General features: G+C 71.4%; 21 protein-coding genes and 1 riboswitch. Of the genes, 11 read left to right on the forward strand and 10 right to left on the reverse strand.

Going from position 1 to position 25787, the window contains the following annotated elements; translation table 11 throughout:
- Position 1: 1 nt before the first annotated feature.
- Both ACFY3I_RS27455 and nuoN read left to right on the forward strand, forming a co-directional pair.
- Positions 2–1573, forward strand: a complete 1572-nt coding sequence (locus tag ACFY3I_RS27455) for an NADH-quinone oxidoreductase subunit M (protein ID WP_365289100.1) — start codon at positions 2–4, stop codon at positions 1571–1573.
- Complete coding sequence (gene nuoN / locus ACFY3I_RS27460; RefSeq protein ID WP_390863530.1) at positions 1570–3219, forward strand: NADH-quinone oxidoreductase subunit NuoN; 1650 nt, start codon at positions 1570–1572, stop codon at positions 3217–3219. Before ACFY3I_RS27455 ends, nuoN begins: the two co-directional genes overlap by 4 nt.
- A gap of 78 nt (positions 3220–3297) precedes the next feature.
- On the opposite strand, the gene ACFY3I_RS27465 is transcribed toward nuoN, so the two are convergent.
- Positions 3298–3819, reverse strand: coding sequence for a hypothetical protein (locus tag ACFY3I_RS27465; protein ID WP_390863532.1), 522 nt, complete (start codon positions 3817–3819; stop codon positions 3298–3300).
- Positions 3820–4079: 260 nt separating this feature from the next.
- Here ACFY3I_RS27465 and recQ point away from each other — a divergent pair, with 260 nt between their 5' ends.
- A complete protein-coding gene (gene recQ / locus ACFY3I_RS27470) occupies positions 4080–6104 on the forward strand; it encodes a DNA helicase RecQ (RefSeq protein WP_390863533.1) in 2025 nt (674 codons plus the stop codon).
- A gap of 145 nt (positions 6105–6249) precedes the next feature.
- On the opposite strand, the gene ACFY3I_RS27475 is transcribed toward recQ, so the two are convergent.
- From ACFY3I_RS27475 to fahA, 3 genes are all read right to left on the reverse strand, one after another.
- Positions 6250–6906, reverse strand: a complete 657-nt coding sequence (locus ACFY3I_RS27475) for a tetratricopeptide repeat protein (RefSeq protein ID WP_390863535.1) — start codon at positions 6904–6906, stop codon at positions 6250–6252.
- 97 nt (positions 6907–7003) lie between these two features.
- Positions 7004–7942: a M56 family metallopeptidase gene (locus ACFY3I_RS27480; RefSeq protein WP_365289105.1), complete on the reverse strand. Its 939-nt coding sequence runs from the start codon at positions 7940–7942 to the stop codon at positions 7004–7006.
- A gap of 299 nt (positions 7943–8241) precedes the next feature.
- Entirely contained in the window at positions 8242–9459 is a 1218-nt protein-coding gene (gene fahA, locus ACFY3I_RS27485; RefSeq protein WP_365289146.1) for a fumarylacetoacetase, read from the reverse strand.
- A gap of 275 nt (positions 9460–9734) precedes the next feature.
- On the opposite strand from fahA, the gene ACFY3I_RS27490 reads away from it, so the two are divergent.
- Positions 9735–10979 carry an ATP-grasp domain-containing protein gene (locus tag ACFY3I_RS27490; RefSeq protein WP_390863840.1) on the forward strand — a complete coding sequence of 415 codons (1245 nt, stop codon included), beginning with the start codon at positions 9735–9737 and terminating at the stop codon, positions 10977–10979.
- A gap of 132 nt (positions 10980–11111) precedes the next feature.
- On the forward strand, positions 11112–11918 hold the full coding sequence (locus ACFY3I_RS27495) for an HAD family hydrolase (protein WP_390863537.1): 807 nt from the start codon (positions 11112–11114) through the stop codon (positions 11916–11918).
- A 38-nt stretch (positions 11919–11956) separates the two neighbouring features.
- Here ACFY3I_RS27495 and ACFY3I_RS27500 read toward each other — a convergent pair whose 3' ends face one another.
- Entirely contained in the window at positions 11957–12454 is a 498-nt protein-coding gene (locus ACFY3I_RS27500; RefSeq protein ID WP_365289107.1) for a transglycosylase SLT domain-containing protein, read from the reverse strand.
- A gap of 5 nt (positions 12455–12459) precedes the next feature.
- Positions 12460–12650: riboswitch (cyclic di-AMP (ydaO/yuaA leader) on the reverse strand.
- Positions 12651–13376: 726 nt separating this feature from the next.
- Between ACFY3I_RS27500 and ACFY3I_RS27505 the strand changes: the two genes are divergently transcribed.
- The 5 genes from ACFY3I_RS27505 to ACFY3I_RS27525 all read left to right on the forward strand — a co-directional run bounded on the left by ACFY3I_RS27505 (position 13377) and on the right by ACFY3I_RS27525 (position 19538).
- Positions 13377–14384, forward strand: a complete 1008-nt coding sequence (locus tag ACFY3I_RS27505) for a polyprenyl synthetase family protein (protein WP_390863539.1) — start codon at positions 13377–13379, stop codon at positions 14382–14384.
- A 407-nt stretch (positions 14385–14791) separates the two neighbouring features.
- Positions 14792–16045, forward strand: coding sequence for an outer membrane lipoprotein carrier protein LolA (locus tag ACFY3I_RS27510; protein WP_390863541.1), 1254 nt, complete (start codon positions 14792–14794; stop codon positions 16043–16045).
- A gap of 101 nt (positions 16046–16146) precedes the next feature.
- Positions 16147–17184 carry an ABC transporter ATP-binding protein gene (locus ACFY3I_RS27515; RefSeq protein ID WP_390863542.1) on the forward strand — a complete coding sequence of 346 codons (1038 nt, stop codon included), beginning with the start codon at positions 16147–16149 and terminating at the stop codon, positions 17182–17184.
- Positions 17171–18058 carry an ABC transporter permease gene (locus tag ACFY3I_RS27520; RefSeq protein WP_390863544.1) on the forward strand — a complete coding sequence of 296 codons (888 nt, stop codon included), beginning with the start codon at positions 17171–17173 and terminating at the stop codon, positions 18056–18058. Before ACFY3I_RS27515 ends, ACFY3I_RS27520 begins: the two co-directional genes overlap by 14 nt.
- Positions 18059–18203: 145 nt before the next feature.
- Entirely contained in the window at positions 18204–19538 is a 1335-nt protein-coding gene (locus ACFY3I_RS27525) for a tetratricopeptide repeat protein (protein ID WP_390863546.1), read from the forward strand.
- A gap of 36 nt (positions 19539–19574) precedes the next feature.
- Here ACFY3I_RS27525 and ACFY3I_RS27530 read toward each other — a convergent pair whose 3' ends face one another.
- The 3 genes from ACFY3I_RS27530 to ACFY3I_RS27540 form a co-directional block, all read right to left on the reverse strand.
- Positions 19575–20039 carry a VOC family protein gene (locus ACFY3I_RS27530; protein ID WP_390863548.1) on the reverse strand — a complete coding sequence of 155 codons (465 nt, stop codon included), beginning with the start codon at positions 20037–20039 and terminating at the stop codon, positions 19575–19577.
- Positions 20040–20070: 31 nt separating this feature from the next.
- Positions 20071–21036 (reverse strand): EamA family transporter RarD, encoded by a 966-nt coding sequence (gene rarD, locus ACFY3I_RS27535; RefSeq protein ID WP_390863550.1) that lies wholly within the window; start codon positions 21034–21036, stop codon positions 20071–20073.
- Positions 21037–21205: 169 nt separating this feature from the next.
- Positions 21206–22057: an NAD(P)H-binding protein gene (locus tag ACFY3I_RS27540; RefSeq protein ID WP_390863552.1), complete on the reverse strand. Its 852-nt coding sequence runs from the start codon at positions 22055–22057 to the stop codon at positions 21206–21208.
- Between the two features lie 92 nt (positions 22058–22149).
- Here ACFY3I_RS27540 and ACFY3I_RS27545 point away from each other — a divergent pair, with 92 nt between their 5' ends.
- Positions 22150–22569, forward strand: coding sequence for a winged helix-turn-helix transcriptional regulator (locus ACFY3I_RS27545; protein ID WP_390863553.1), 420 nt, complete (start codon positions 22150–22152; stop codon positions 22567–22569).
- 58 nt (positions 22570–22627) lie between these two features.
- Here ACFY3I_RS27545 and ACFY3I_RS27550 read toward each other — a convergent pair whose 3' ends face one another.
- Both ACFY3I_RS27550 and ACFY3I_RS27555 read right to left on the reverse strand, forming a co-directional pair.
- Positions 22628–23692 (reverse strand): 2-oxoacid:ferredoxin oxidoreductase subunit beta, encoded by a 1065-nt coding sequence (locus ACFY3I_RS27550; RefSeq protein WP_365289116.1) that lies wholly within the window; start codon positions 23690–23692, stop codon positions 22628–22630.
- Positions 23685–25613 carry a 2-oxoacid:acceptor oxidoreductase subunit alpha gene (locus ACFY3I_RS27555; RefSeq protein ID WP_390863555.1) on the reverse strand — a complete coding sequence of 643 codons (1929 nt, stop codon included), beginning with the start codon at positions 25611–25613 and terminating at the stop codon, positions 23685–23687. Before ACFY3I_RS27555 ends, ACFY3I_RS27550 begins: the two co-directional genes overlap by 8 nt.
- Positions 25614–25787: the final 174 nt, after the last annotated feature.

Raw genomic sequence — 25787 nt, forward strand, 5'->3', positions numbered from 1 at the left:
GATGTCCTTTCCTCTGCTGACAGCCACGGCGGTGCTGCCGGCCGTCGGGGCGGTCGCCACCGCCGCCGTACCGGCCGCACGGCGCACCGCCGCCAAATGGCTCGCCCTGCTGGTGTCGCTCGGCACCCTGGCGCTCGCGATCGTCGTCCTGGTCCGCTTCGACCCGGGCGGATCCCGCTACCAGCTGACCGAGTCCCACGCCTGGATCAAGGACTTCGGGGTCCGTTACGAACTGGGCGTCGACGGGATCGCCGTCGCCCTGCTCGCCCTGACCGCCCTGCTGATCCCGTTCATCGTCCTGGCGGGCTGGCACGACGCCGACCCCCTGGAGACCGGCAGCAAGCGGTGGCGGCCGACACAGGGCTTCTTCGCCCTGATCCTGGCCGTCGAGGCGATGGTGATCATCTCCTTCGAGGCCACCGACGTCTTCCTCTTCTACATCTTCTTCGAAGCCATGCTGATCCCGATGTACTTCCTCATCGGCGGCTTCGGGGACCGGGCCCACGCGGGCTCCGACGAGAACGCGGCGGCCCAACGGTCGTACGCCGCGGTGAAGTTCCTCCTCTACAACCTGGTCGGCGGGCTCATCATGCTGGCCGCGGTGATCGGCCTCTACACGGTGGCCGGGAACTTCTCGCTCGCGGAGATCGCGCAGGCCCGCGCGAACGGCTCGCTGCACATGGCGACCAGCACCGAACGCTGGCTGTTCCTCGGCTTCTTCTTCGCCTTCGCGGTGAAGGCGCCGCTGTGGCCGCTGCACACCTGGCTGCCCAACGCCATGCAGGAGTCCACCGCGCCGGTCGCCGTGCTCATCACGGCGGTCGTCGACAAGGTGGGCACGTTCGCGATGCTCCGCTTCTGCCTCCAGCTGTTCCCCGAGGCCTCGAAGTGGGCGACACCCGCCATCCTGGTCCTGGCCGTGATCAGCATCATCTACGGCGCCCTGCTCGCCGTCGGCCAGCGGGACATCAAGCGGCTGGTCGCCTACGCGTCCATCTCGCACTTCGGCTTCATCATCCTCGGCATCTTCGCGATGACCAGCCAGGGCCAGTCCGGCGCCACGCTGTACATGGTCAACCACGGCATCTCCACCGCCGCGCTGATGCTGGTCGCCGGCTTCCTGATCTCCCGGCGCGGCTCGCGGCTCATCGCCGACTACGGCGGCGTGCAGAAGGTCGCCCCGGTGCTCGCGGGCACCTTCCTGATCGGCGGCCTGGCCACCCTGTCGCTGCCGGGGCTCGCGCCCTTCGTGAGCGAGTTCCTCGTCCTGGTCGGCACGTTCACGCGCTACCCGGCCATCGGCATCATCGCCACCCTCGGCATCGTCCTCGCCGCGCTCTACACCCTCGTCCTGTACCAGCGGACGATGACGGGCCCGGTGAAACCGGAGGTCTCGGCGATGCCCGACCTGCGCGCGCGTGAGCTGCTGGTCGTCACGCCGCTGATCGTCCTGCTGATCTTCCTGGGCGTCTATCCGAAGCCCGTCACGGACATCGTCAACCCGGCGGTCAAGCAGACCATGTCGGACGTACACAAGACCGACCCGAAGCCCGCAGTGGAGGCGGCCAAGTGAGCGCAGCAGCCGTCCACAGCCTGTGGACAACCGCGGCGGAGCCGATCGCGAAGATCGACGCGCCGAAGATCGAATACGGACAATTGTCCCCCACCCTGATCGTGCTCGGCGCGGCGATCGTCGGGATCCTCATCGAGGCGTTCGTGCCGCGCAGGTCCCGCTACTACGCGCAGGTGTTCGTCTCCGCCGTGGCGCTGTGCGCGGCCTTCGCGGCGGTCGTCGCGCTGGCCGCGGACGGCTACGGCACCACGAAGGCGCACATCGCCGCGATGGGCGCGATCGCCGTCGACGGACCGTCCCTGTTCCTCCAGGGCACGATCCTGCTGGCCGGCCTGCTCGGCCTGTTCACCTTCGCCGAACGCCGCCTCGACCCGGCCGCCCACGGCAACCGCGTCGACTCCTTCGCCGCCCAGGCCGCCTCCGTGCCCGGCAGCGAAAGCGAGCAGGCCGCGGTGAAGGCGGGCTTCACCACCACCGAGGTGTTCCCGCTGCTCCTGTTCGCGGTCGCCGGCATGCTGGTGTTCCCCTCGGCCAACGACCTGCTGACGCTCTTCGTGGCCCTGGAGGTCTTCTCCCTCCCGCTGTACCTGATGTGCGCCCTGGCCCGCCGCAAGCGCCTGATGTCGCAGGAAGCCGCGGTCAAGTACTTCCTGCTGGGTGCGTTCGCCTCCGCGTTCACCCTGTTCGGCATCGCCCTGCTGTACGGCTACGCCGGCTCGGTGTCCTACGCCACCGTCTCCCAGGTCGTCGACGGCACCGTCACCAACGTCGACCCCGCCCTCGCCGACACCATGGGCAACGACGCGCTGCTGCTGATCGGCACCGCCATGGTCGTCATGGGCCTGCTCTTCAAGGTCGGCGCGGTCCCCTTCCACATGTGGACCCCCGACGTCTACCAGGGCGCGCCCACCCCGGTGACCGGCTTCATGGCGGCGGCGACCAAGGTGGCCGCTTTCGGCGCGCTGCTGCGGCTGCTGTACGTCGTCCTGCCCGGCCTGCGCTGGGACTGGCGGCCGGTCATGTGGGCCGTCGCGATCATCACCATGCTGGGCGGCGCGATCGTCGCGATCACCCAGACCGACATCAAGCGGCTGCTGGCGTACTCGTCGATCGCGCACGCCGGGTTCATCCTCGCGGGCGTCATCGCGACCTCCAAGGACGGCGTGTCGTCCGTGCTGTTCTACCTGGCCGGGTACTCCTTCGTGACCATCGGCGCCTTCGCCGTGGTCACCCTGGTGCGCGACGCCGGCGGCGAGGCCACCCACCTGTCCAAGTGGGCCGGTCTCGGCCGGCGCTCACCGCTGGTCGCGGCCGTCTTCGCGGTGTTCCTGCTGGCCTTCGCCGGTATCCCGCTGACCTCCGGCTTCGCCGGGAAGTTCGCCGTGTTCAAGGCGGCGGCGGAAGGCGGGGCGGCCCCGCTGGTCGTCGTCGGTGTGATCTCGTCGGCGATCGCCGCGTTCTTCTACATCCGTGTGATCGTGCTCATGTTCTTCAGCGAGCCCAGGCCCGACGGTCCCACGGTCGCCGTCCCCTCACCGCTGACCATGGCGGCGATCGGCGTCGGTGTCGCGGTCACCCTGGTGCTCGGCGTCGCGCCGCAGTACTTCCTCGACCTGGCGAGCCAGGCGGGAGTCTTCGTGCGCTGACCGCTCCGGTACGGCCCTGGGCCCCGGTTCCCTTCGCGGAACCGGGGCCCACGCGCGTGAGCGGCCACCGGCCACCGGCTACGCGCACGCCACCGTCGGGTTCCACGGCGCGAACAGACCGCTCGGATTGTCCTTCCAGATCCAGGCGTGCAGCGTGTACACGGAGCCCACGCCGTCCAGGTTCGCCGGCCCCTGGAACGTCTGCCCGAACAGCGTCGGCGCGGCGGCGCCGGGGACCGCGCGCACGATCCACTCCACCCCCACCAGGGCACGGCCGCCGTCGTCGTCGGCCTCGTAGAGCAGACCTGCGGGCGCGGCCGGGTCGAGGCTGCCGATCTGGGCGGGGTTCACGTAGTGGTGGCCCGCGCCGCCCTCACCGGTCGCGGTGTCCCGCGCGCACCCGCCGAGCGGCGCGTACCCGTCCGTGACCGCGAACGGCTCGTACTGGTAGTCCGCGGTCGCCGTGTACGTCGGGGTCAGATCCGTCCACACGAACGGGTCGGCCTCGGGGACGGGGGCCGCGTCGGCGGGAACCGCGGCCAGAGCGAACGGCACGGCCAGCGCCAGGACGGCGCCGGCGGTGCGGGACCTGAGAGACATCGTGATGCTCCTTGGGGCGGAAGAGGCACGCGACTGCGCGTCTCCGTACAGCGCGGGCCTCCCCGGTCCCGCCCGTGCAGCATGGCCCGCGCCGCTTCCGGGCCGCCACACGAGGGCGGCCAAAGGGCTGAGCGCACCACCGGGCGGGGGACCTGTGGACAACTCCGTCGCTGTCGGTCCGTACCCCTATCGTGGAGGCAGTGGTCGAGGGACGACGTACGGGGGACACGACGATGGGCGCGACGGGCGGAACGGACGAGATGCCAGGGACGACCGAGCCGCCGGGGACGCGGCAGACGCCCGGACCGACGGACAGCGAGGCACTGGCCACGCTGCACCGGGTCTTCGGGTACGACGCCTTCCGGGGCGAACAGGAATCGATCATCGAGCATGTGGTGGCCGGCGACGACGCGGTCGTGCTCATGCCCACCGGCGGCGGAAAATCGCTGTGCTACCAGATCCCCTCCCTGGTCAGACCCGGTACGGGCATCGTGATCTCACCGCTCATCGCGCTCATGCAGGACCAGGTGGACGCCCTGCGCGCCCTCGGCGTCAACGCGGGGTTCGTCAACTCCACCCAGGACTTCGACGAGCGGCGGGTGGTCGAGGCCCAGTTCCTCGCCGGCGAGCTGGACCTGCTCTACCTGGCACCGGAGCGGCTGCGCCTGGACTCCACGCTGGACCTGCTGGCCCGCGGCAAGATCGCCGTCTTCGCGATCGACGAGGCACACTGCGTCTCCCAGTGGGGCCACGACTTCCGCCCCGACTACCTCGCCCTGTCCCTCCTCGGCGAGCGCTGGCCGGACGTCCCGCGCATCGCGCTCACCGCGACCGCCACCCACGCGACCCACGAGGAGATCACCCAGCGGCTGCACATGCCGGCCGCCCGGCACTTCGTGGCCAGCTTCGACCGGCCCAACATCCAGTACCGGATCATCCCCAAGGCCGACCCCAAGAAACAGCTGCTCACCTACCTCCGCCAGGAACACGAGGGCGACGCGGGCATCGTCTACTGCCTCTCCCGCAAGTCCGTCGAGGCCACGGCCGAATTCCTCACCCGCAACGGCGTTGAGGCCGTCCCTTACCACGCCGGCCTCGACGCGGGCACCCGCGCGGCCCACCAGTCCCGCTTCCTGCGCGAGGACGGCCTGGTCGTGGTCGCCACCATCGCCTTCGGCATGGGCATCGACAAACCCGACGTCCGGTTCGTCGCCCACCTCGACCTGCCCAAGTCCGTCGAGGGCTACTACCAGGAGACCGGCCGCGCCGGCCGCGACGGTCTGCCCTCCACCGCCTGGATGGCGTACGGCCTCAACGACGTCATACAGCAGCGTAAGCTCATCCAGTCCGGCGAGGGCGACGAGGCGTTCCGCCGCCGGGCCCAGTCCCACCTCGACTCGATGCTCGCCCTGTGCGAGACCGCCCGGTGCCGCCGCGGGCAGCTGCTCAAGTACTTCGGCCAGGATCCCGCGCCCGAGGGCTGCGGCAACTGCGACACCTGCCTCACCCCGCCGGAGACCTGGGACGGCACCGTCGCCGCCCAGAAGGTCCTCTCCACGGTGGTACGGCTGCAGCGCGAACGCGGGCAGAAGTTCGGCGCCGTCCAGATCGTCGACATCCTGCTCGGCAAGCGCACCGCCAAGGTCATCCAGTTCGACCACGACCAGCTGTCCGTCTTCGGCATCGGCACCGATCTCGAAGAGGGCGAATGGCGGGGCGTCGTCCGGCAGTTGCTCGCCCAGGGGCTGCTGGCCGTGGAGGGCGAGTACGGCACGCTGGTGCTCACCGAGGCCAGCGGGACGGTACTGCGGCGCGAGCGGGACGTTCCGCTCCGCAAGGAGCCGAAGAAACCCGCCGTCTCCCGCGCCCCGGGTGCGTCCGGGTCCTCCGGGTCCTCCGGCAGGGGCAGGGCGAAGGCGGCGGTGGCGGAGCTGCCCGAGGAACTGCTCCCCGCGTTCGAGGCACTCCGCGCCTGGCGCGCCGAACAGGCCCGCGAGCAGGGTGTACCGGCGTACGTGATCTTCCACGACGCCACGCTGAGGGAGATCGTCGGCCGGTGGCCCGAGTCGGTCGCCGAGCTGGGCACCGTCGGCGGGGTCGGCGAGAAGAAGCTCGTGACCTACGGCGAGGGCGTGCTCGCGGTGCTGGCCTCCCTGGGGACACCGTCCTCCCAGGCCCCGGCGGAGACCCGGGCCCCGGCTCAGGCCCCCGAGGCCGCCGGGCCCGAGGACCCGGACCACTGGCCCGAGATGGACGCGGAGCCGGAACCGGAGGACTGGATGTAGCCCGGTCGGGCCCGGTGCGGGGGCCCCGTTCGAAGCCCCCGCACCGCACGCGTCGAAGCTCTCGCGCAGCACGGGTCGAAGCCCCCGCACCGCACGCGTCGAAGCCCTCGCACCGCACGGGCCGGCCTGTGCGGTGCCGCGCGGTTCAGGACCGGATCAGGGTGCGGGCCTGCTCGATCCAGCCCGTCACGGCCTTGGCACCACAGCTCTCGGCGAGGACCTGCGCCTCGTCGAGATGCTGGAGCGCCGCCGCCCTGTCTCCCGTCTCGGCCGCGAGCTGGGCCAGTGCCAGCAGGCCGGCCGCCTCCCCGGGCCGGAAACCGGCCGCCCGGCGCAGCGCCACCGACTCGGTCAACCGCGCGCGGGCCAGCTCGAAATCGCCCGCCTCGCGGTCGGCGAAGCCCAGGTGGCGTACCGCGTAGGACATCGTCACCCGGTCACCGACGGAGGCCGCCAGCGCGTACGACTTCTCGAAGTACGGTCTGCCGGTGGCGCCGTCGCCCTTCACCACCTGGTGCCAGCAGCCGATCCAGAACAACGCGTCCGCCTCACCGGAGGCGTTCCCGAGCCGCCGGTACAGCTCGGCCGCCCGCTCGAACAGCGCCAACTCCCGGCTGTCCGCCTCGCGGTCGCCCAGGAAGCGGACATGCAGGATCCTGCCCCGGGCCATGGAGAGCGGCGCCTCGACGGCGTCCAGCACGTCCTCGGACCGGTCCAGGGCCGTTGTGTCGCCGCCGAACATCGCGGCCTCGAAGAGCTCACCCGTGTGCGCGACCCAGTCCTGCTCGTGTGCGTCCTGCATGTCGTGTCCCTCCCCGTCGGACGATGGCAGCGCCGAGGCTATCCCGTGCCCGGAGAGCGGCCGAGGGATTTCGCGGACGGCGAGGCCCGGCGGCGCCTCAGCCGAGCGCCGTCAGCCCCGGGGCGAACGTGATCAGCAGCGGCAGCAGGGGGACCAGCGCGGCCACCGTCGTGGTCAGGGCGCGCTGACGGCGCAGCAGCCGCGGTGGTGGTTCCAGGAGGCGGTCGACCCGCTCGCCGAGCAGCCGGCGGCTGGACGCGCACGACAGGACCCCGCGGTGCTGGTTCAGTTCGATCAGGGCCAGCGCGGTCGTCAGGTGGCCGCAGCGGCGGGACGCCGTGTCGTCGGCGGCGAGTTCGACCAGCCGGTGGGTCTGGTCGCAGAAGTGGGAGAACAACGGCACGCGCGGGAAGCCGGTGGCCAGTGCGCTGGACAGGTGGAGCAGCCAGTCGTGGTGGGCGCGCGCGTGGCCCCGCTCGTGGGTGAGCACGGCGTCCAGTTGGTGGTCGGTGAGTCGGTGCAGTGCCCCGGTGGTCACGACCAGCTGGGGTGGATGCCCGGGCATCCACCAGGCGTCCGGGTATTCGTCCTCCAGCACCAGCATCGGCCCGCGTGCCGCGGGCAGGCCCGCCGGCAGCTCCGGTGCCCGTTCACGCAGGTGCGCGCGGGTCAGTCCGCGCCGCCGCCGGGCCTCGACCAGTTCACGGGCGAGCATCGCCGTCGTCCAGGCGGCTCCGCACGCGAGCAGCACCGTGAGGACGGCCGCCCACAGGGGCGCCACGGAGAGGTCGTACGCCGCGGTGACCGCCGGCGGCGCGGGCGCGAACACCCGGTCGCGCACGGTGTGGAAGACGGCCGCCGCGCCCAGGACGAGCGCGGCCAGGCAGCACATCAGCACGGTGGCGACGAGGCACTGCCACACCCACAGCGCGACCACCGGCTCCCGTTCGGGCCACAGGGCCTGTACCAGCGCGCGGGGTGCGGGCACCGCGGCCGTCAGGGCGACGACGCTCAGAAGGAGCAGGCAGACGGTCATGCCGAGGCTCCGTTTCCCGATCGCAGGGGTGTGCGGGTGGTGCGGGGGTGATGCGTCGTCGCGCGACGGAGTGCGTGGGCCCGCCGCATCGTGTGACGCGTGCGCCGTCGCCTCGCATGGTGCGCGTGCGGGCGCATCGCATGGTGCGTGTCCCGCCAGTATGACGGGACGGGACGCCCCGAGTCAGGTACCGGCGAGGATCCGGATGTTCTCCTCGCCGGCCCCCGACGGCTGTGCCCCGCCGCGCCCAGGAGCGCTCCCGGTCCGGCGCCCCGAGGCGTGCCGACCGCCCCCGCGCCTCAAGCCGCCACGATCCGCCCGCTGACCTCCCCGAGTCCCACCCGGCTGCCGCCCGGCCCCGGCGCCCACGCCGACATCGTCACCTCGTCGCCGTCCTCCAGGTAGGTCCGCTTGCCGTCCGGGAGGTCGAGCGGGTCCCGGCCGTTCCAGGTGAGTTCCAGCAGCGAGCCGCGCTGAGCGGGTTCCGTGCCGCTCACCGTGCCGGAGCCGTAGAGGTCACCGGTGCGCAGCGAGGCGCCGTTGACGGTCAGGTGGGCGAGTTGCTGGGCGGCGGTCCAGTACATGGTGGAGAACGGCGGCTCGGACACCACCTGACCGTTGATCGCGATCGACATCCGCAGGTCGTATCCCGCGGGTTCCTCGGCGGCGTCGTCCAGGTACGGCAGCAGCGGGTGCGTCCGCCGGGGCGGTGCGACGCGGGCGTCCTCCAGCGCGTCCAGCGGGGTGATCCACGCCGAGACCGAGGTGGCGAAGGACTTGCCGAGGAACGGGCCGAGCGGGACGTACTCCCAGGCCTGGATGTCGCGCGCCGACCAGTCGTTGAGGAGCGTGAGCCCGAACACGTGCTCGCGGAAGTCGCCCAGTGCCACCGGACGGCCCTGCGGCGACGGTGCGCCGACCACGAAGCCGACCTCGGCCTCGATGTCCAGCCGGGCCGAGGGCCCGAACACCGGTGCCTCCGCGGGGTCCGGCGACGCCTTGCGCTGGCCGGAGGGCCGTACGACGTCCGTTCCCGACACCACGACCGTGCCCGCGCGGCCGTGGTAGCCGATGGGCAGGTGCTTCCAGTTGGGGGTGAGGGGTTCGGGGGCGTCGGGGCGGAAGATGCGGCCGGCGTTGCGGGCGTGGTTCTCGGAGGCGTAGAAGTCGACGTAGTCGGCGACCTCGAAGGGGAGGTGCAGGGCCACCGCCGGCAGCGGGTGGAAGAGCGGCTCGAGTACCTCGCGGTGCGCGGGCACGGTCACCCAGGCGGTCAGGGCGCGCCGTACGTCCGACCAGGTGGTGCGGCCGGCGGCCAGCAGCGGGTTGAGGGTCGGGCGGGCCAGGAGCGTGGCGTAGGGGGAGCCGAGCGCGAGAGCCGCGGCACCGGCGTCGAGTACGTGGTCGCCGAGGCGGACGCCAACCCTCCGTTCCGTGCTCTCGGGGGTCGAGAACACGCCGTACGGAAGGTTGTGCGGGCCGAAGGGGTCACCCTCGGGGACCTCGAAGGGGGGCAAGGGGGGCATGGGGTGGCTGCCTCGCTCTCATCCGTGCCGCGCCGGGCCGACTGTGTGGTGACGTCGCTGTGGCATCGGGCGGCAGTCCATGTGGTCGCGCCACACGTTACGTGTGAGTTGGCTGTCGTGGCAGTGTCTAAAGAGTTCGCAATGTCCCGATAAGCCTTGTCGGAGGGTTCAATTCCGGCTTAGCGTCCTTTGGGGGACACGGCCGGGATGGGTCCGGTCCGTAGGGGGGACACGTGGGGGGACCCGTGGCCAGGAATTCCGTCGGCATGCCGCTCGACGCGGACCGCGACGTGCCGGGCCTGATCGTCAAGTTCGGCGACTATCCGCTGCATCACGGCGGGGTCGGCGCGATACGCAGTCTGGGCCGCCTTGGCGTTCCCATGTACGCGATCACGGAGGACGCCTACACGCCCGCGGCCTCCTCCCGCTACCTCGAACGGGCGTTCGTGTGGCCGACCACGGGTGCCGAGGAACCGGACCACCTGGTCGAGGGACTGCTGCGCGTCGGCCGCCGCATCGGACGTCCGACCGTGCTGATCCCGACCGACGAGGAGGCCGCGGTCCTGATCGCCGAACACCAGGACGCGCTCGGCGACCGTTTCCTCTTCCCCCGGGTGGAGCCGGCGCTGCCACGCCGGCTCGCCAGCAAGCAGGGGCTGCACGAACTGTGCCTGGAACACGGGATCCCCAGTCCGGCCGCCGCCTTTCCGCAGTCCTACGACGACATCGTCGACTTCGCGGAGAAGGCCCGGTTCCCCGTCGTCGCGAAGAACCGCGAGGCGTTCGTCCGGCGCAGCCGGCCCGCCGTCAACGGCACGACGAGGATTGCCACCCCCGAGGGACTCCTCACTCTCGCGCGTGCGTGGGGCACCCGTCCGGGTGTCATCCTCCAGGAGTACCTGCCGAGGGAGGACGCCGAGGACTGGATCGTGCACGCCTACTTCGACGCCGACTCGAACCCGGGCGCCCTGTTCACCGGCGTCAAGGTGCGCTCGTGGCCGCCGCACGCGGGCATGACGGCCAACGCGTACGTCGTCGACAACCCGGAACTCGCCGACCTCGCCGCGCGTTTCATCAAACAGATCGGCTTCACCGGCGTCATCGACCTGGACCTGCGTTTCGACCGCCGCGACGGGCGGTACAAGCTGCTCGACTTCAACCCGCGCATGGGCGCCCAGTTCCGGCTCTTCGAGAGCGAGTCGGGCGTGGACGTGGTCCGTGCCATGCACCTGGACCTGACCGGGCGGCGGGTCCCGGAGGGGGAGCAGCGCGCCGGCCACCGGTACGTCGTGGAGAACATCGACGTACCCGCCCTCCTCGCCTATCGCCGCAGCGGGTACACGACACCGCACGCGCCCGGCCGGCCGAGCGGCACCGAGCTGGCCTGGTTCGCCGGAGACGACCCGCTGCCGTTCGTCACGATGCTCGCCCGCTTCGTGCGCCCGGGCGCGAAGCACCTCTATCAGCTCTGGCGCACCAACCGCCGGGGCTCCGGCACCTCCGCGAAGTAGGCACCGCGCCGGGCCCGCGCGGGCCCTCGCGCCCACGCCGGCCCCCGGTCCGGCAACACCGCCACGGCGGAAGCCATTTGAGGCCGAAACGCACAGTGAGTCTCAGGGGCGCGCTGTCCGTATTCTCTGATCATGGTCGCACCCACCCCGTACGCACTGATCGCCACCGACCTGGACGGCACGCTGCTGCGCGCCGACGACACCCTCTCGGAACGGTCGCTCGCCGCCATCGCACGGGCCGGCCGCTCGGGAGCCCGGCATCTGGTGGTGACCGGTCGGCCCGCGCCGAGAGTGCGCCCCCTGCTGGACGACCTCGGCTGCAGGGGACTCGCGGTCTGCGGGCAGGGCGCCCAGTTGTACGACGCGGGCGCGGACCGGCTGCTGTGGTCGGTCACCCTGGACCGGGAGCTGGCGGAGACCGCCCTCGGGAAGATCGAGGCCGAGGTGGGGCAGGTGTACGCGGCGGTCGACCAGGACGGCGTGGACGGGCTCACGCTCATCGAGCCCGGCTACCGGATGCCCCACCCCACGCTGCCGGCGCTTCGCGTCGGCGGACGCGACGACCTGTGGTGCGAGCCCATCAGCAAGGTGCTGCTGCGCCACCACACCCTGTCCGACGACGAACTGGCGGCGACCGCGCGCGCGGTGGTGGGGTCGCTGGCGACGGTCACCATGTCGGGGCCGGGGACGGTCGAGCTGCAGCCGTGCGGGGTTACCAAGGCGACCGGGCTGGCTCTGGCCGCCGACCACCTGGGGCTGAGTGCCGAACAGGCCATCGCCTTCGGCGACATGCCCAACGACATCCCCATGTTCGACTGGGCGGCCTACGGGGTGGCCATGGCCAACGCCCACCCCGAACTCAAGGCGGTCGCCGACGAGATCACCTCGTCGAACGAGGACGACGGCATCGCCGTCGTCCTCGAAAGACTCTTTCACTGATGGTGCGGTGCGGTACCGCGCACTGCGGTGCGGTGCGGTCAGTACGCGCCGTGCACGTTGTCGATGGAGCCGTACCGCGCGGCCGCGTAGTTGCAGGCGGCGGTGATGTTCGCGACCGGGTCGTAGACGTCGAAGGACGTGCCGGCCACGTGGTAGGTCTTGAACGTCGGGTCGATCACCTGGAGCAGCCCCTTGGAGGGGATGCCGGCGACCGCGTTGGAGTCCCAGAGGTTGATGGCCTGCGGGTTGCCGGAGGACTCACGCATCACGTTGCGGTAGATGCCGTCGTACGTACCCGGGATCTTCATTTCGGCCATGATCGCGAGGGACTCGCGGATCCAGCCGTCGAGGTTGTTCGGGTATCCGGCGAGAGTCTTCGAGGCGGTGGAGCTGCTGGAAGTGGCGGCGGAGGCCGTGGTCGCCCCGATGAGCGGGAGGGCGAGAACGGCGACACCGGTACCGACGATGGTGGCGAAGGTGAAGCTGCGGACCATGCGGTTACGGCGGGGACGGCGGTGCTGAGCGTCAGCAGACATGTCGTGGTTCCTCTCCGTCGCCTGCGGGGTGAGCTGTCGGGTTCGGGCTCGGGGAGTGCCCGGTCGTCCCGCCCTGCGGCGAGGCGACTTCACCCCTGGCCGTTCCGGTACGACCTCCGTCGGTGACGTCGGCCGCCCGGTCGGGCGACTTACCTGGTTCCCCCGCTCCTGCCGTGCGAATGGACTCGTTTGATGGGGCACGACGGGCGGCGGCAGGATTCGGCGTCCACCCGGTGAGCCGGAACGTATGCGAGAGCACATGTCCGAAACAAGCACCTGATTCACACAACACACCCATTGACCTTGATCTGAGGCGTATGAGGTGCTTGATCCTTTGCTGTTGCCAAGCATCAACTCGCCTACGGGGAAAGGGCGGAAGGGGTGTCTTGCCCGCTTTGTGGCACTCCGGGCCACGTGACCCACTTCACGAAGTGGCAATTGCGGCGAATCGGACAAGAGGGATTCTTTGCAGGCCCCTTTCCGAGGCTCGGGGGAATAGGTCCGCGCCGCCATTTGTATGGATTGCCTCGCCCGGATCGGCGGAGTGGCGCGCACCACAGGCAATTCCGAGAATTGTCTGAATTGCCCTATAAGACGGAATCGCATGCGACGGGCGGCGCGCGAGGGGTCGGCCGGCTTCGACGGGTGGCGGAGGGGGTACCTCCGGGCAGGTGATGTCCATCGGAGCGCGGCTCGGCCTCCCGGTTCGGGGCAAGTGCGCACACTTCGGTCTAAGTCATCGGATGTTCAGTCGTATCGCCTGATCAAAGACATAGTGGTCGTGATCCGATAGTGCCCGGGGTGTAACGGTGGGCGCCCTCGGTGATCGAAACCTGACCGGATACGCTGACTTGAGTGCTGGCAGCGACCTATCGACAAACCGCGTAATCACCAGTGGACACCAGCAGACAGGAGACCCCTCGTGACCGTCGGGCCGTTCGGGCTGAGCGTGCGGGACCAGGCTCTGGAAGCCGATGTCCAGGCCGGATTGACGGCTGTCGAGGAGGGCTTGCTAGAAGCCACCAAAAGTGAGGTCCCGTTCATCACGGAGGCCGCGCAGCACCTCGTGCGGGCCGGCGGGAAGCGGTTCCGGCCACTGCTGGTGATGCTGGCCGCGCAGTTCGGTGACCCGTACGCGCCGGGCGTCGTGCCGTCGGCCGTGGTGGTCGAACTGACCCATCTCGCCACGCTGTACCACGACGACGTCATGGACGAGGCGGCCGTACGGCGCGGGGTCGACAGCGCCAACACCCGCTGGGGCAACTCCGTCGCCGTCCTGACCGGTGACTTCCTCTTCGCCCGTGCCTCGCAGATCCTCGCCGATCTCGGACCCGAGGCGGTGCGGGTCCAGGCCCTCGCGTTCGAACGGTTGGTGACGGGCCAGATCCTGGAGACGGCGGGTCCCTCCGACGGGCGTGACCCGGTCGACCACTACCTCGACGTGCTGGGCGGCAAGACCGGCTCGCTGGTGGCGGTCTCCTGCCGCTTCGGCGCGATGATGTCCGGCGCCGACGAGACGGTCGTGGACGTCCTCACCCAGTACGGCGAGCGTCTCGGCGTCGCCTTCCAGCTCGCCGACGACGTCCTGGACATCGCCTCCGACTCCCACGAGTCCGGCAAGACCCCGGGGACCGATCTGCGCGAGGGCGTCCCCACGCTTCCGGTGCTGCGGCTGCGGGAGCGGGCGGCGCGACTGGGGCTGGCCGAGGACCTCGCCCTGTGCGAGCTGCTGGACTCCGACCTCACGGACGACGCGCGGCACGCGGAGGCCCTGACGGCGCTGCGGGCGCACCCGGCCCTGGAGCAGGCGCGCCGGGACACGGTCCGGTACGCGGAGGAGGCCCGGGCCGCCCTGGCGCCGCTGGTGGAGTGCGACGCCAAGGCGGCACTCCTGGAGCTGTGCGACGCGGTGGTGCACCGGGCGGGTTAGCTCCGCCGCGTGTGGCGCGGGTCGTACTGCCGAGATCCTGTGCCGGAACGCCGCCGGCGGCGCCACGCGGGCCGGCCCCTGCGTCGCGAGCGCCGTCGTGCCGTCGTCAGCGCCCCCCGGCCGGCCGCCCGTTCGTGCGGCAGCGCGGAGCGAACGGAGTACGTGACGGAAAGTGACCGGAGGTGTCTTCCCCGCACGACCCCTACGGGTCGGGGAGGCGCCTCCGCCCTTGTGTCATACCGCAGTCGTACGCGGAGTTGGCTCCCGGGTCTGACGCTTGAGACGCGCGGATTTGGTGAGATGGAGACCACGGAAATCACCACCACTCACCGATTCGGGTGAGAATGGCGGCTCAGGGTGGGAAACGTGCGAGCACAGCCGCCGCCGACGACGGAGGTAAGGCACACATGGCACCGTACGGAACCGAGGACAGCACGGGGGCCGCGCAGGCCGACGACGAGCTGCGCGCCGAGCGGCGGCGCAAGGCCACGCGCTACGTCGTCCCGGTCGCGGTCATGGGGGTGGCCGCGGCCACGATCGGCCTGGTACCGGCACTCGCCGACTCCGGCGACCCCGACCTGCCGAAGATCACGGCACAGGAACTCATCAACAAGATCGCCAACTCGGACGTGCAGCAGCTGTCCGGCACCGTGAAGATCAGCACCGACCTCGGCCTGCCCGACCTCGGCGGCCTGGAGAACGGCCTGCTGTCCGGCGCGGCCCAGGGCGGCGACGGCTCGTCCGCCGACCCGTCGACCAAGCTCACCGAACTCGCCTCCGGCACGCACACGCTGCGCGTGGCCGCCGACGGCCCCGAGAAGCAGAAGGTGTCGCTGCTGGAGAGCGGCGCCGAGTACAGCCTCATCCACAACGGCACCGATGTGTGGGGCTACGACAGCAAGTCCAACGAGGTCTACCACTCCACGGACGCCGACTCCGACTCCGGCAAGGCCGGCCGGAACGAAGCCCCGGCCACGCCCAAGGACTTCGCCGACGAGGTCCTCAAGTCGGTCGACGACACCACCTCGGTGAAGGTCGACGGCACCGCCCAGGTCGCCGGCCGTGACGCCTACCGGCTGGTCGTCAAGCCGAAGCAGTCCGGCACGACGGTCGGCGCGATCAGCATCGCGGTGGACGCGAAGACCGGCACCCCGCTGAAGTTCACGCTGACCCCGTCGAGCGGCGGCGCGGCCGTGATCGACGCCGGGTACACCCAGGTCAGCTTCGCCCGGCCGGCCGCCTCGACCTTCGACTTCACCCCGCCCAAGGGCGCCAAGGTCACCGAGGACGACAGCCTCGACAAGGCGCACAAGGCGAACGGCGCGGAGAAGGACGACAAGGGCGACCGGATCACCAGGGCGCCCGGCCACGGCACCCCCGAGGAGCTCGGCAAGAACGGCTTCGACGTCCTCGGCAAGGGCTGGAACTCCATCGCCGTCATCGACTCCGGTGACAAGGGCGGCCTGCCCAGCGGCTCCGCCTCCGGCGGCGGTGACCTGGGCGGCTTCCTCGGCTCGCTCGGCGACCCGGTCTCCGGCAAGTTCGGCAAGGGCACGGTCTTCTCCACCCGCCTGATCAACGCCCTGATGACGGACGACGGCAAGGTGTACGTCGGGGCGGTCGACAAGGCGTCGCTGGTGAAGGCGGCGAACGCGGGGTAACAGGGAGCGGGGCGAGCCCCCACCGCCCTGTGCCGCACGGCCCGGTGCCGCACCGGGCCGTGCCCCACGGCCCCGTGCCGCACGACGAACAGAGGGAGCCGATGGACCGACCGTCCGCCACCCAGCGTGAGCCGGAGGACCGGGGTCCGGACGACCCGGGGCGCGACGGCCCGGGCCAGGACGACCCCGGCCGGGCCGACCCGGCCCGCGCGGGCGTCATCGACACGCGCGGCCTCACCAAGCGCTACCGCGGCGGACAGCTCGCCGTGGACGGTCTCGACCTGACCGTCCCGGCGGGCAGCGTCTTCGGCTTCCTCGGTCCGAACGGCTCCGGCAAGACCACCACCATCCGCATGCTGATGGGCCTGATCGCACCCACCTCGGGCACGGCCCGGGTCCTGGGCCGCCCGATGCCGCGCGCCTCCCGCGAGGTACTGCCCCAGGTCGGGGCGCTCATCGAGGGCCCTGCCCTGTACGGCTTCCTCTCCGGCCGCGACAACCTGCTGCGGTACGACGCCGCCGACCCGACCGCCGACCCGCGCACCCGGCGCGCCCGCGTCGAGGCCGCGCTGGACCGGGTGGGACTGACGGCGGCGGCCGCGAAGAAGGCCAAGGCCTACTCCCTGGGCATGAAGCAGCGCCTGGGGCTGGCCGCGGCGCTGCTCCAGCCCCGCAGGCTGCTGGTCCTGGACGAGCCGACCAACGGCCTCGACCCGCAGGGCATGCGGGAGATCCGCTCCCTGGTCCGGGAACTGGCCGGGGACGGCACGACCGTCTTCCTCTCCTCCCACCTCCTCGACGAGATCGAGCAGGTCTGCACCCACGCGGCCGTGATGGCGCAGGGCAGGCTGATCGCCCAGGGCGCGGTGGCCGACCTGGCGGCCGGGGCCCGCGGCCGGCTCGTGGTGACCACCCCCGACACCGGCGAGACGGTCCGGGTGCTCAAGGAGCAGGGCGTGGCGGACGTGGTCGCCACCGAGGACCGGGTCACCGGCGAGCCGCCCGAGCGCGACCTCGCCGAGCTCAACGCGGCGCTCGTCGCCGCGGGCGTACGGGTACGCGGCTTCACGCTCGAACGGGCCTCGCTGGAGGACGCGTTCGTGGCACTCACCGGGGAGGGCTTCGATGTCGCGGGCTGACACGGCGGTCACCGTCGCACCGGCCGCACGGCCGAACCCGCTGTGGACCCTCGGCCTGCTCCGCAGCGAGCTGTCCGTCACCCTGCGGCGCTGGCGCACCCTCGCGCTGCTCGGCGTTCTGGCGGCGGTACCGGTCCTGATCGGGATCGCCGTCAGGATCGAGACGCGCGGCGACGGCCCGGCCGGCGGCGGCGGGGACGGCGGCCCGGCGTTCATCGCGCAGATCACCAACAACGGGCTGTTCCTGGTGTTCACGGCACTCGCCGCGACCCTTCCGTTCTTCCTGCCGATGGCCGTCGGGGTGGTGGCCGGGGACGCGGTCGCCGGCGAGGCGAACGCGGGCACCCTGCGCTACCTGCTGGTCGCCCCGGCCGGCCGCACCCGCCTGCTGCTCACCAAGTACGCCACGACGATGGCCTTCTGCCTGCTGGCCACACTGGTGGTGGCCGCCTCCGCCCTGGCGGTCGGCGCGCTCCTCTTCCCGCTCGGCGAACTGACCACCATCTCCGGCACCCGGATCTCCTTCACCGAGGGCCTCGGCCGGGCGCTGCTGATCGCCCTGGTGGTGGCGGCCTCGCTGACCGGTGTGGCGGCGCTGGGCCTGTTCGTCTCCACGCTGACCAACAGCGGCATCGCCGCGATGGCGACCACCGTCGGCCTGCTGATCACCGTCCAGATCCTCGACCAGATCCCGCAGCTGCACGCGCTTCAGCCGTACTTCTTCTCGCACTACTGGCTGTCCTTCGCCGACCTGATGCGCGACCCCGTCTACTGGGACGACCTGGTCAGAAACCTGGAGCTGCAGGGCCTGTACGCGGCGGTGTTCGGCTCGGCCGCGTGGGCACGGTTCACGACCAAGGACGTCACGGCGTAACGGCCCGCCGGGCACCGGGACACCGGGTGGCCCCTTCCTGATGCGAGGCTGTGACGTCGCGGTGACGCGTGGGCCGGGGGGAGCGGTCAGACTTGGCCGTACGCACGGGTACGACCGGACGGTGACGCCGGGGGAATGAGGGCCGATGTCCCGACTCAGCCGCGAGACGAAGCGGGAAGCGCAGCAGACCGACCGGTCGGCCGAACCGGTCGAGGTGCGTGTGACCGGCGGCGCCGCGACCGTGGACGGCGTTCCGCTGTTCCCGGCGCCCGGCGAGGAGCCGCAGCAGGCGGTCCTCAACCATCTCCAGCGCCTCGCCCACGCCGCCGGCCGTCCGGCCCTCGCCGTCGTCCACGACAGCCGCATCGGCTATGTGGTCCGCCTGCAGGTGAACGCGGACGGCTCCAGCAGCTTCACCGGCGATCCGGTACGGATGGCGGTGCCGGGTTCGCCGGGCGCGTCCGTGGGCCCGGAGCAGGCGGCCGGGGAAACCCGCCCCGCGTCCCCGCTGCGATCGGTCCCGTCCCCGTCGGCCCCCTCCCTCTCTGCCCCGGGCCCGACGGCCCCGGCGTCGGCTGCTACGGCCCGCTCGGTTCCGGCGCCGGCGGCACCGGTCGCCGCGCCCGTGGTCACCGCACCGCCGGTGCCCGGTACGGTCCAGCCGCCGACCGGGGTGTTCGGCCCACCGCCCGTGATGGGCACGGCCCCCACCGCGATCACCGGCCCCACTGCGGTCACGGTCCCCACCAAGGTCACGGCCTCCGCCACCCCTGGCACCCCTGTCACCCCTGCCGTCCTGCCCGGCCGGGCCGTCACCGGGCCCCGGCCGGCACCCCGGACCGACTCGCGCGTCGAACCCCTCACCGGATCCCTCGCGGAGCCCGTCACAGGCTCCCTCGTGGAGCCCGCCGCCCGCGTCTTCGACCCCGACCCCCGGCACACCCCCGCGCGCGGCTTCGACGCCGTGGCCGAGGAGGTGCTCGGGGACGAACCGGTGACGGTGACGGCCGAGGGGGCCGCGCTGCTCACCGAGCCGGTGTCGCGGATCAACGAGGCCGTCCGGGCGGGCCGTATCGAGGCGGCGGCCGAACTCGCGGAGCGCACCGTGGCCCAGGCCCGCGCGACGCTCGGCGAGGGGCACACCGAGGTGCTGCACCTGCGCGAGCTGACCGCGTACATCGCCTACCTGGCGGGCGACCCGCTGCGTGCCTTCCATCTCTCGCTCGACCTGGCGCGGCAGCACCGGCGGGCCGGGGACGGCGAGGGCGCCTACGGGAACGTGCGCAGCGCGGCCACCGCATGGCGCGCGGTGCGCGACCCGGAGCACGGGCTGCGCCTGGGCCGCGACCTGATCGACCTGTGGGCGCAGCTCACCACCGAGGACGGACCGGCCGCCGACGACCCGGAGGAACTGGAGTCCGCCCGCGCCCGCATGGCCCGCCTCACCGAACGGGCCCGGCGCGCGGCGGGCGAGGCCTGAACGCCCCCGGCCCCCCGGGCGCCGCACCCGCCGCACTCACTGCACGCAGAACTCGTTGCCCTCCGGGTCGGCCATCACCGTCCACCGCCCGGCCGGCTCGGACACGTGCCGCAGCACCGTCGCACCCAGCGCTTCGAGCCGCGCCACCTCGTCCGAGCGCCTGCCCGCCTCGGCGTGCACGTCGACGTGGAGCCGGTTCTTGCCGGACTTGGCCTCCGGCACCCGCTGGAACAGCAGCCGCCGGCCCAGCCCGGTGCCGCGCTCCTCGTCGTACGGATCGTCCGGATGCCGTACCGCGACCAGGTCGCGGAAGGCGGCGCGGCCGTGGTACTCCACGGTCGCCGCGCCGGGCAGCGCGCCCAGTTCCAGCAGGCGTTCCACGAACGCGCTGTTGTCCTCGGCGACGTAGTGCAGCGCGGCGGCCCAGAAGTCGGCCTGGCCGTGCGGGTCGCGGGCGTCGACGACGAGCTTCCAGTGCAGGGGTGCGGGCGTCAGCGTCATGGCGCCCACTTATAGCCGACGGCCGTGCGCCTCACACCTGACTTCGGGGAGTCTCCGCGACCGCCGCGACGGGCAGTGCCGCGGCCGCCGCGGCGAGCGCACGCGCGGACCGGTGGGCGGTGCGCAGCGCGTCCCAGGTGAGCAGGGCGAGCGCGACCCAGACCAGGGCGAAGCCGGCCCAGCGCTCGGCGGGCATCGCCTCGTGGAAGTAGAGGATGCCGAGCAGGAACTGGAAGACCGGCGCCAGGTACTGCAGCAGGCCGAGCGTGGAGAGCGGGACGCGGATCGCGGCGGCGCCGAAGCAGACCAGCGGGAGTGCGGTGACGATGCCGGTGGAGGCCAGCAGGGCGGCGTGTCCGGGACCGTCGTCGACGAAGCTGGACTCGCCGTGCCCGGCCAGCCACAGCAGATAGCCGAGGGCGGGCAGGAACTGGATCGCGGTCTCCGCCGCGAGCGACTCGACGCCGCCGAGGTTGACCTTCTTCTTGACGAGTCCGTAGGTCGCGAAGGAGAAGGCCAGGACGAGCGAGATCCACGGCGGCTGCCCGTAGCCGACGGTCAGGACGATCACGGCGGCGAAGCCGACCCCGACCGCCGTCCACTGAGCGGGCCGCAGCCGCTCCTTCAGCAGCAGCACGCCCATCGCGATGGTCACCAGCGGGTTGATGAAGTACCCGAGGGAGGCCTCGACGACGTGACCGGCGTTCACGGCCCAGATGTAGACGCCCCAGTTGACGGTGATCACGGCGGCGGCGACCGCCACCAGGGCCAGCCGGCGCGGCTGCCGCAGCAGTTCGCCGGCCCACGCCCAACGCCGTACGAAGGCCAGCGCGACGGCGACGAAGACCAGGGACCACGCCATGCGGTGGGCCAGGATCTCCAGCGATCCGGCGGGCTTGAGCAGCGGCCAGAAGAGCGGGACCAGGCCCCACATCCCGTAGGCGGCGAAACCGTTCACCAGTCCCGCTCGCCGCTCACCCCTCGATATGTCGGCCACCGGCCCCTCCTTACGCCCTCACGCCCAGCTCCAGCAACCTGGACGAAGGTAGCGCCGAGCACCCCCGTCTGTCATGGCCGTATCGGCATACGGTCATGACAGACGGGGGTGCGGGCCGCACGGGTGGCACGGGCCTCGCGGGACCCACGGGTCCTGCCCCGCGCGGGACCTACTTCAGAGCGTCCGCGACGGCCTCGGAGATCGGGGTGGTCGGCCGGCCGGCGAGGCGGGAGAGGTCGCCGGTGTCGACGACCAGCTCGCCCCCGGCGATCGACGCGTCGACGCCTGCGAAGAGGGCGGCGAGGACCTCCGGCATGCCGGTGCCCGTCAGGATGGACTGGAGCGTCTCGCCGGACACCGGGTTGTAGGCGATCTCCCTGCCGCTCTGCCGGGCTATCTCGGCCGCGTACTCGGCGAAGCTCCAGGCGGTGTCGCCACCCAGCTCGTACGTCCGGTTCTCGTGGCCCTCGCCGGTCAGCACGGCGACGGCCGCGGCCGCGTAGTCCGCGCGGGAGGCCGAGGAGACCCGGCCGTCACCGGCGGCCGCGACGACCGCGCCGTGCTCCAGCACCGGCGCGAGGTTCTCCGTGTAGTTCTCGTGGTACCAGCCGTTGCGCAGCAGGGTGTGGGGCAGGCCGGAGGCGAGCAGCAGTTCCTCGGTGGCGCGGTGGTCGTCCACGAGCGAGGCGGTCAGGCCGCCCGGGGCGCTGGTGTACGCGAGAAGGGCCACGCCGGCCGCCGCGGCCGCGTCGATGACGACCTTGTGCTGCTGCGGGCGGCCCTTGTCGAACTCGTTGCCCGAGATCAGCAGCACCTTGTCGCCGGCCGCGAAGAGGCCGTCGAACGTCTCGGGGGAGTTGTAGTCGGCGACGGCGACGGTGACGCCCCGGGCGGCGAGGTCGGCGGCCTTGGCCTCGTCGCGCACGACGGCGGTGATCTGCTCGGCCGGGACCTTCTCCAGCAGCTGGGTCACGACGTGACGGCCGAGGTGTCCGGTGGCTCCGGTGACAACGATGCTCATGGTCTGCGATCTCCTTGTGGGGTTCGGATGTCACTAACCCTAAGGGGAGCGCTAACTGTGGGAAAGTACCCACTTTGAAGTAAGGTACTGGCATGGCCGTAAGTACCTCTGAAGTCGAGAACCGCCCCGACGCACCCGCGCCGCGCACCGGCAGGTACCTCGTCGGCGAGGAGATGTGCCCCTACCGCCTGGTCCTTGAGCACGTCACCAGCCGCTGGGGCGTGCTGGTCCTGATCGAGCTCCTGGAGGGCCCGCGCCGCTTCAGCGAACTGCGCCGCGCCATCGGCCGGGTCAGCGAGAAGATGCTCACCCAGACCCTCCAGACCCTCGAACGGGACGGCCTCGTCCACCGGGACGCCAAGCCCGTCATCCCGCCGAGGGTCGACTACTCCCTCACCGGCCTCGGCCGTGAGGCCGCCGAACAGGTACGGGACCTGGCGCTGTGGACCGAACGGCGGATGGCGGACGTGAGCCGGGCCCGCGAGGCGTACGACGAGGCGAAGCGCTCCTGAACGCGGGTGGGGCCGGACACCGTGTCCGGCCCCACCCGCGTTCCAACGCGTCAGGACGTCAGCCCAGCACCGTCCAGGTGTCCCCGCCGGCCAGCAGCGCCGCGAGGTCGCCCTCACCGTGCTGCTCCACCGCCGTGTCCAGCTGGCCGGACATCTGGACGTCGTAGACGGGCCGCTCCACCGAACGGAACACACCGATCGGCGTGTGCCGCAGGGTGTCCGGGTCGGCCAGCCGGGAGAGGGCGAAGGCCGTGGTGGGGGAGGAGGAGTGGGCGTCGTGGACGACGATCTCGGACTCGTTGTCCGGGGTCACGTCGACCACGGCCAGGTCGCCGGTGAGCCTGTCGCGCACGACCCCGCGGGCGCCGTCGGCGCCGAAGCGGATGGGCTGCCCGTGCTCCAGGCGGATCACCGCCTCCTCGGCGGACTGCTTGTCCTTGAGGGTGTCGAAGGCCCCGTCGTTGAAGATGTTGCAGTTCTGGTAGATCTCGATCAGGGCCGTGCCGGGGTGGGCGGCGGCCTGCCGCAGCACGTCGGTGAGGTGCTTGCGGTCGGAGTCGACGGTGCGGGCCACGAAGGAGGCCTCGGCGCCCAGCGCCAGGGACACCGGGTTGAAGGGGGCGTCCAGGGAGCCCATCGGCGTCGACTTGGTGATCTTCCCGACCTCGGAGGTCGGCGAGTACTGCCCCTTCGTCAACCCGTAGATGCGGTTGTTGAAGAGGAGGATCTTCAGGTTGACGTTGCGGCGCAGCGCGTGGATCAGGTGGTTGCCGCCGATGGACAGGGCGTCGCCGTCCCCGGTGACGACCCAGACGCTCAGGTCCCGGCGGGAGGCGGCGAGCCCGGTGGCGATGGCGGGGGCACGGCCGTGGATGGAGTGCATCCCGTAGGTGTTCATGTAGTACGGGAAGCGGGAGGAGCAGCCGATGCCTGAGACGAAGACGATGTTCTCCCTCGCCAGCCCCAGTTCCGGCATGAACCCCTGCACGGCGGCCAGGATCGCGTAGTCACCGCAGCCCGGGCACCAGCGCACCTCCTGGTCGGACTTGAAGTCCTTCATGGACTGCCTGGCCTGGGCCTTGGGCACCAGCTGGAGCAGTCCGTCGGCCGCGATGTCAGTCATGGATGGCCTCCTTGAGCGCCTCGGCGAGTTGCTCGGCCTTGAACGGCATGCCGTTGACCTGGTTGTACGAATGCGCGTCCACGAGGTACTTCGCCCGGATGAGGGTGGCGAGCTGGCCGAGGTTCATCTCCGGGATCACCACCTTGTCGTAGCGCCCGAGGACCGCGCCCAGGTTGCGCGGGAACGGGTTCAGGTGCCGCAGGTGCGCCTGCGCGATCGGCTCGCCCGCCCGGCGCAGCCGCCGAACCGCGGCCGTGATCGGCCCGAAGGTGGAACCCCAGCCCAGGACCAGGGTGCGCGCGCCGTCCGGGTCGTCGACCTCGATGTCCGGGACGTCGATGCCGTCGATCTTGGCCTGCCGGGTGCGGACCATGAAGTCGTGGTTGGCGGGGTCGTAGGAGATGTTGCCCGTGCCGTCCTGCTTCTCGATGCCGCCGATGCGGTGTTCGAGCCCGGGCGTACCCGGGACCGCCCACGGGCGGGCCAGGGTCTGCGGATCGCGTTTGTACGGCCAGAAGACCTCGGTGCCGTCGTCCAGGGTGTGGTTCGGACCCGTCGCGAACTGGACGCGCAGGTCGGGAAGCTCGGTCAGCTCCGGGATGCGCCAGGGCTCGCTGCCGTTGGCCAGGTAGCCGTCGGACAGCAGCATGACCGGGGTCCGGTACGTCAGCGCGATCCGGGCGGCCTCCAGGGCGGCGTCGAAGCAGTCGGCCGGGGTCCGCGGGGCGATCACGGGGACCGGCGCCTCGCCGTTGCGGCCGTACATCGCCTGCAGCAGGTCGGCCTGCTCGGTCTTGGTCGGCAGCCCGGTGGACGGGCCGCCGCGCTGGATGTCGACGACGAGCAGCGGCAGCTCCAGCGAGACCGCGAGCCCCACCGTCTCCGCCTTCAGGGCGACCCCCGGGCCCGAGGTGGTGGTCACCGCGAGCGAGCCGCCGAACGCCGCGCCCAGCGCCGCGCCGATCCCGGCGATCTCGTCCTCGGCCTGGAAGGTCCGCACACCGAAGTTCTTGTGCTTCGACAGCTCGTGCAGGATGTCCGAGGCCGGGGTGATCGGGTACGAGCCGAGGAACAGCGGCAGGTCGGCCTGGCGCGAGGCGGTCACCAGGCCGTAGGCCAGGGCCAGGTTCCCGGAGATGTTGCGGTAGGTGCCGACCGGGAACGCGGTGGTCGCCGGGGCGATCTCGTAGGAGACCGCGAAGTCCTCGGTCGTCTCCCCGAAGTTCCAGCCCGCCCGGAAGGCCGCCAGGTTGGCTTTCATCACCTCGGGCTTACGGGCGAACTTCTCCTTGAGGAAGCGTTCCGTGCCCTCGGTGGGCCGGTGGTACATCCACGACAGGAGGCCGAGCGCGAACATGTTCTTGCTGCGCTCGGCCTCCTTACGGGTGAGGTCGAATTCCTTGAGGGCTTCCACCGTCAGAGTGGTCAGCGGCACCGGATGGAGGCTGTAGCCGTCCAGTGAGCCGTCCTCCAGCGGCGAGGCGTCGTAGCCGACCTTCTGCATCGCCCGTTTGGTGAACTCGTCCGTGTTGACGATGATCTCAGCGCCGCGCGGCAGGTCCCCGATGTTGGCCTTCAGGGCGGCCGGGTTCATCGCGACCAGTACGTTCGGCGCGTCCCCGGGGGTGAGGATGTCGTGGTCGGCGAAGTGCAGCTGGAATGAGGAAACCCCGGGCAGGGTGCCTGCCGGGGCGCGGATCTCGGCGGGGAAGTTGGGGAGGGTCGAGAGATCGTTGCCGAAGGACGCGGTCTCCGAGGTGAACCGGTCTCCGGTGAGCTGCATACCGTCACCCGAGTCCCCCGCGAACCGGATGATCACCCGATCCAGACGCCGGACGGCCTTCACGCCGCCCGGCCTGCGCTGTTCTCCCACGACGGTTCCGTCGGCCTGTTCCGTTGTCCTGCTGACCTGGCTGGTCACTGAACTGGACCTCCTTCGAGGCGGCTGCCCGGGGGTGGCCGTCCCACGGCCCATCCCACAATCAACCCTACGTCGGTTAGGGTCGCCTTCCCGTGCCCGCTCATATGGTGGACGGGGTTCCGAGACGACCTTTCGCCCTGACTTGTCATGATTTTCTCTCCCCCTGGCCGCCTT

The sequence above is a fragment of the Streptomyces sp. NPDC001068 genome, from assembly GCF_042897315.1.
Lineage (GTDB): Bacteria > Actinomycetota > Actinomycetes > Streptomycetales > Streptomycetaceae > Streptomyces.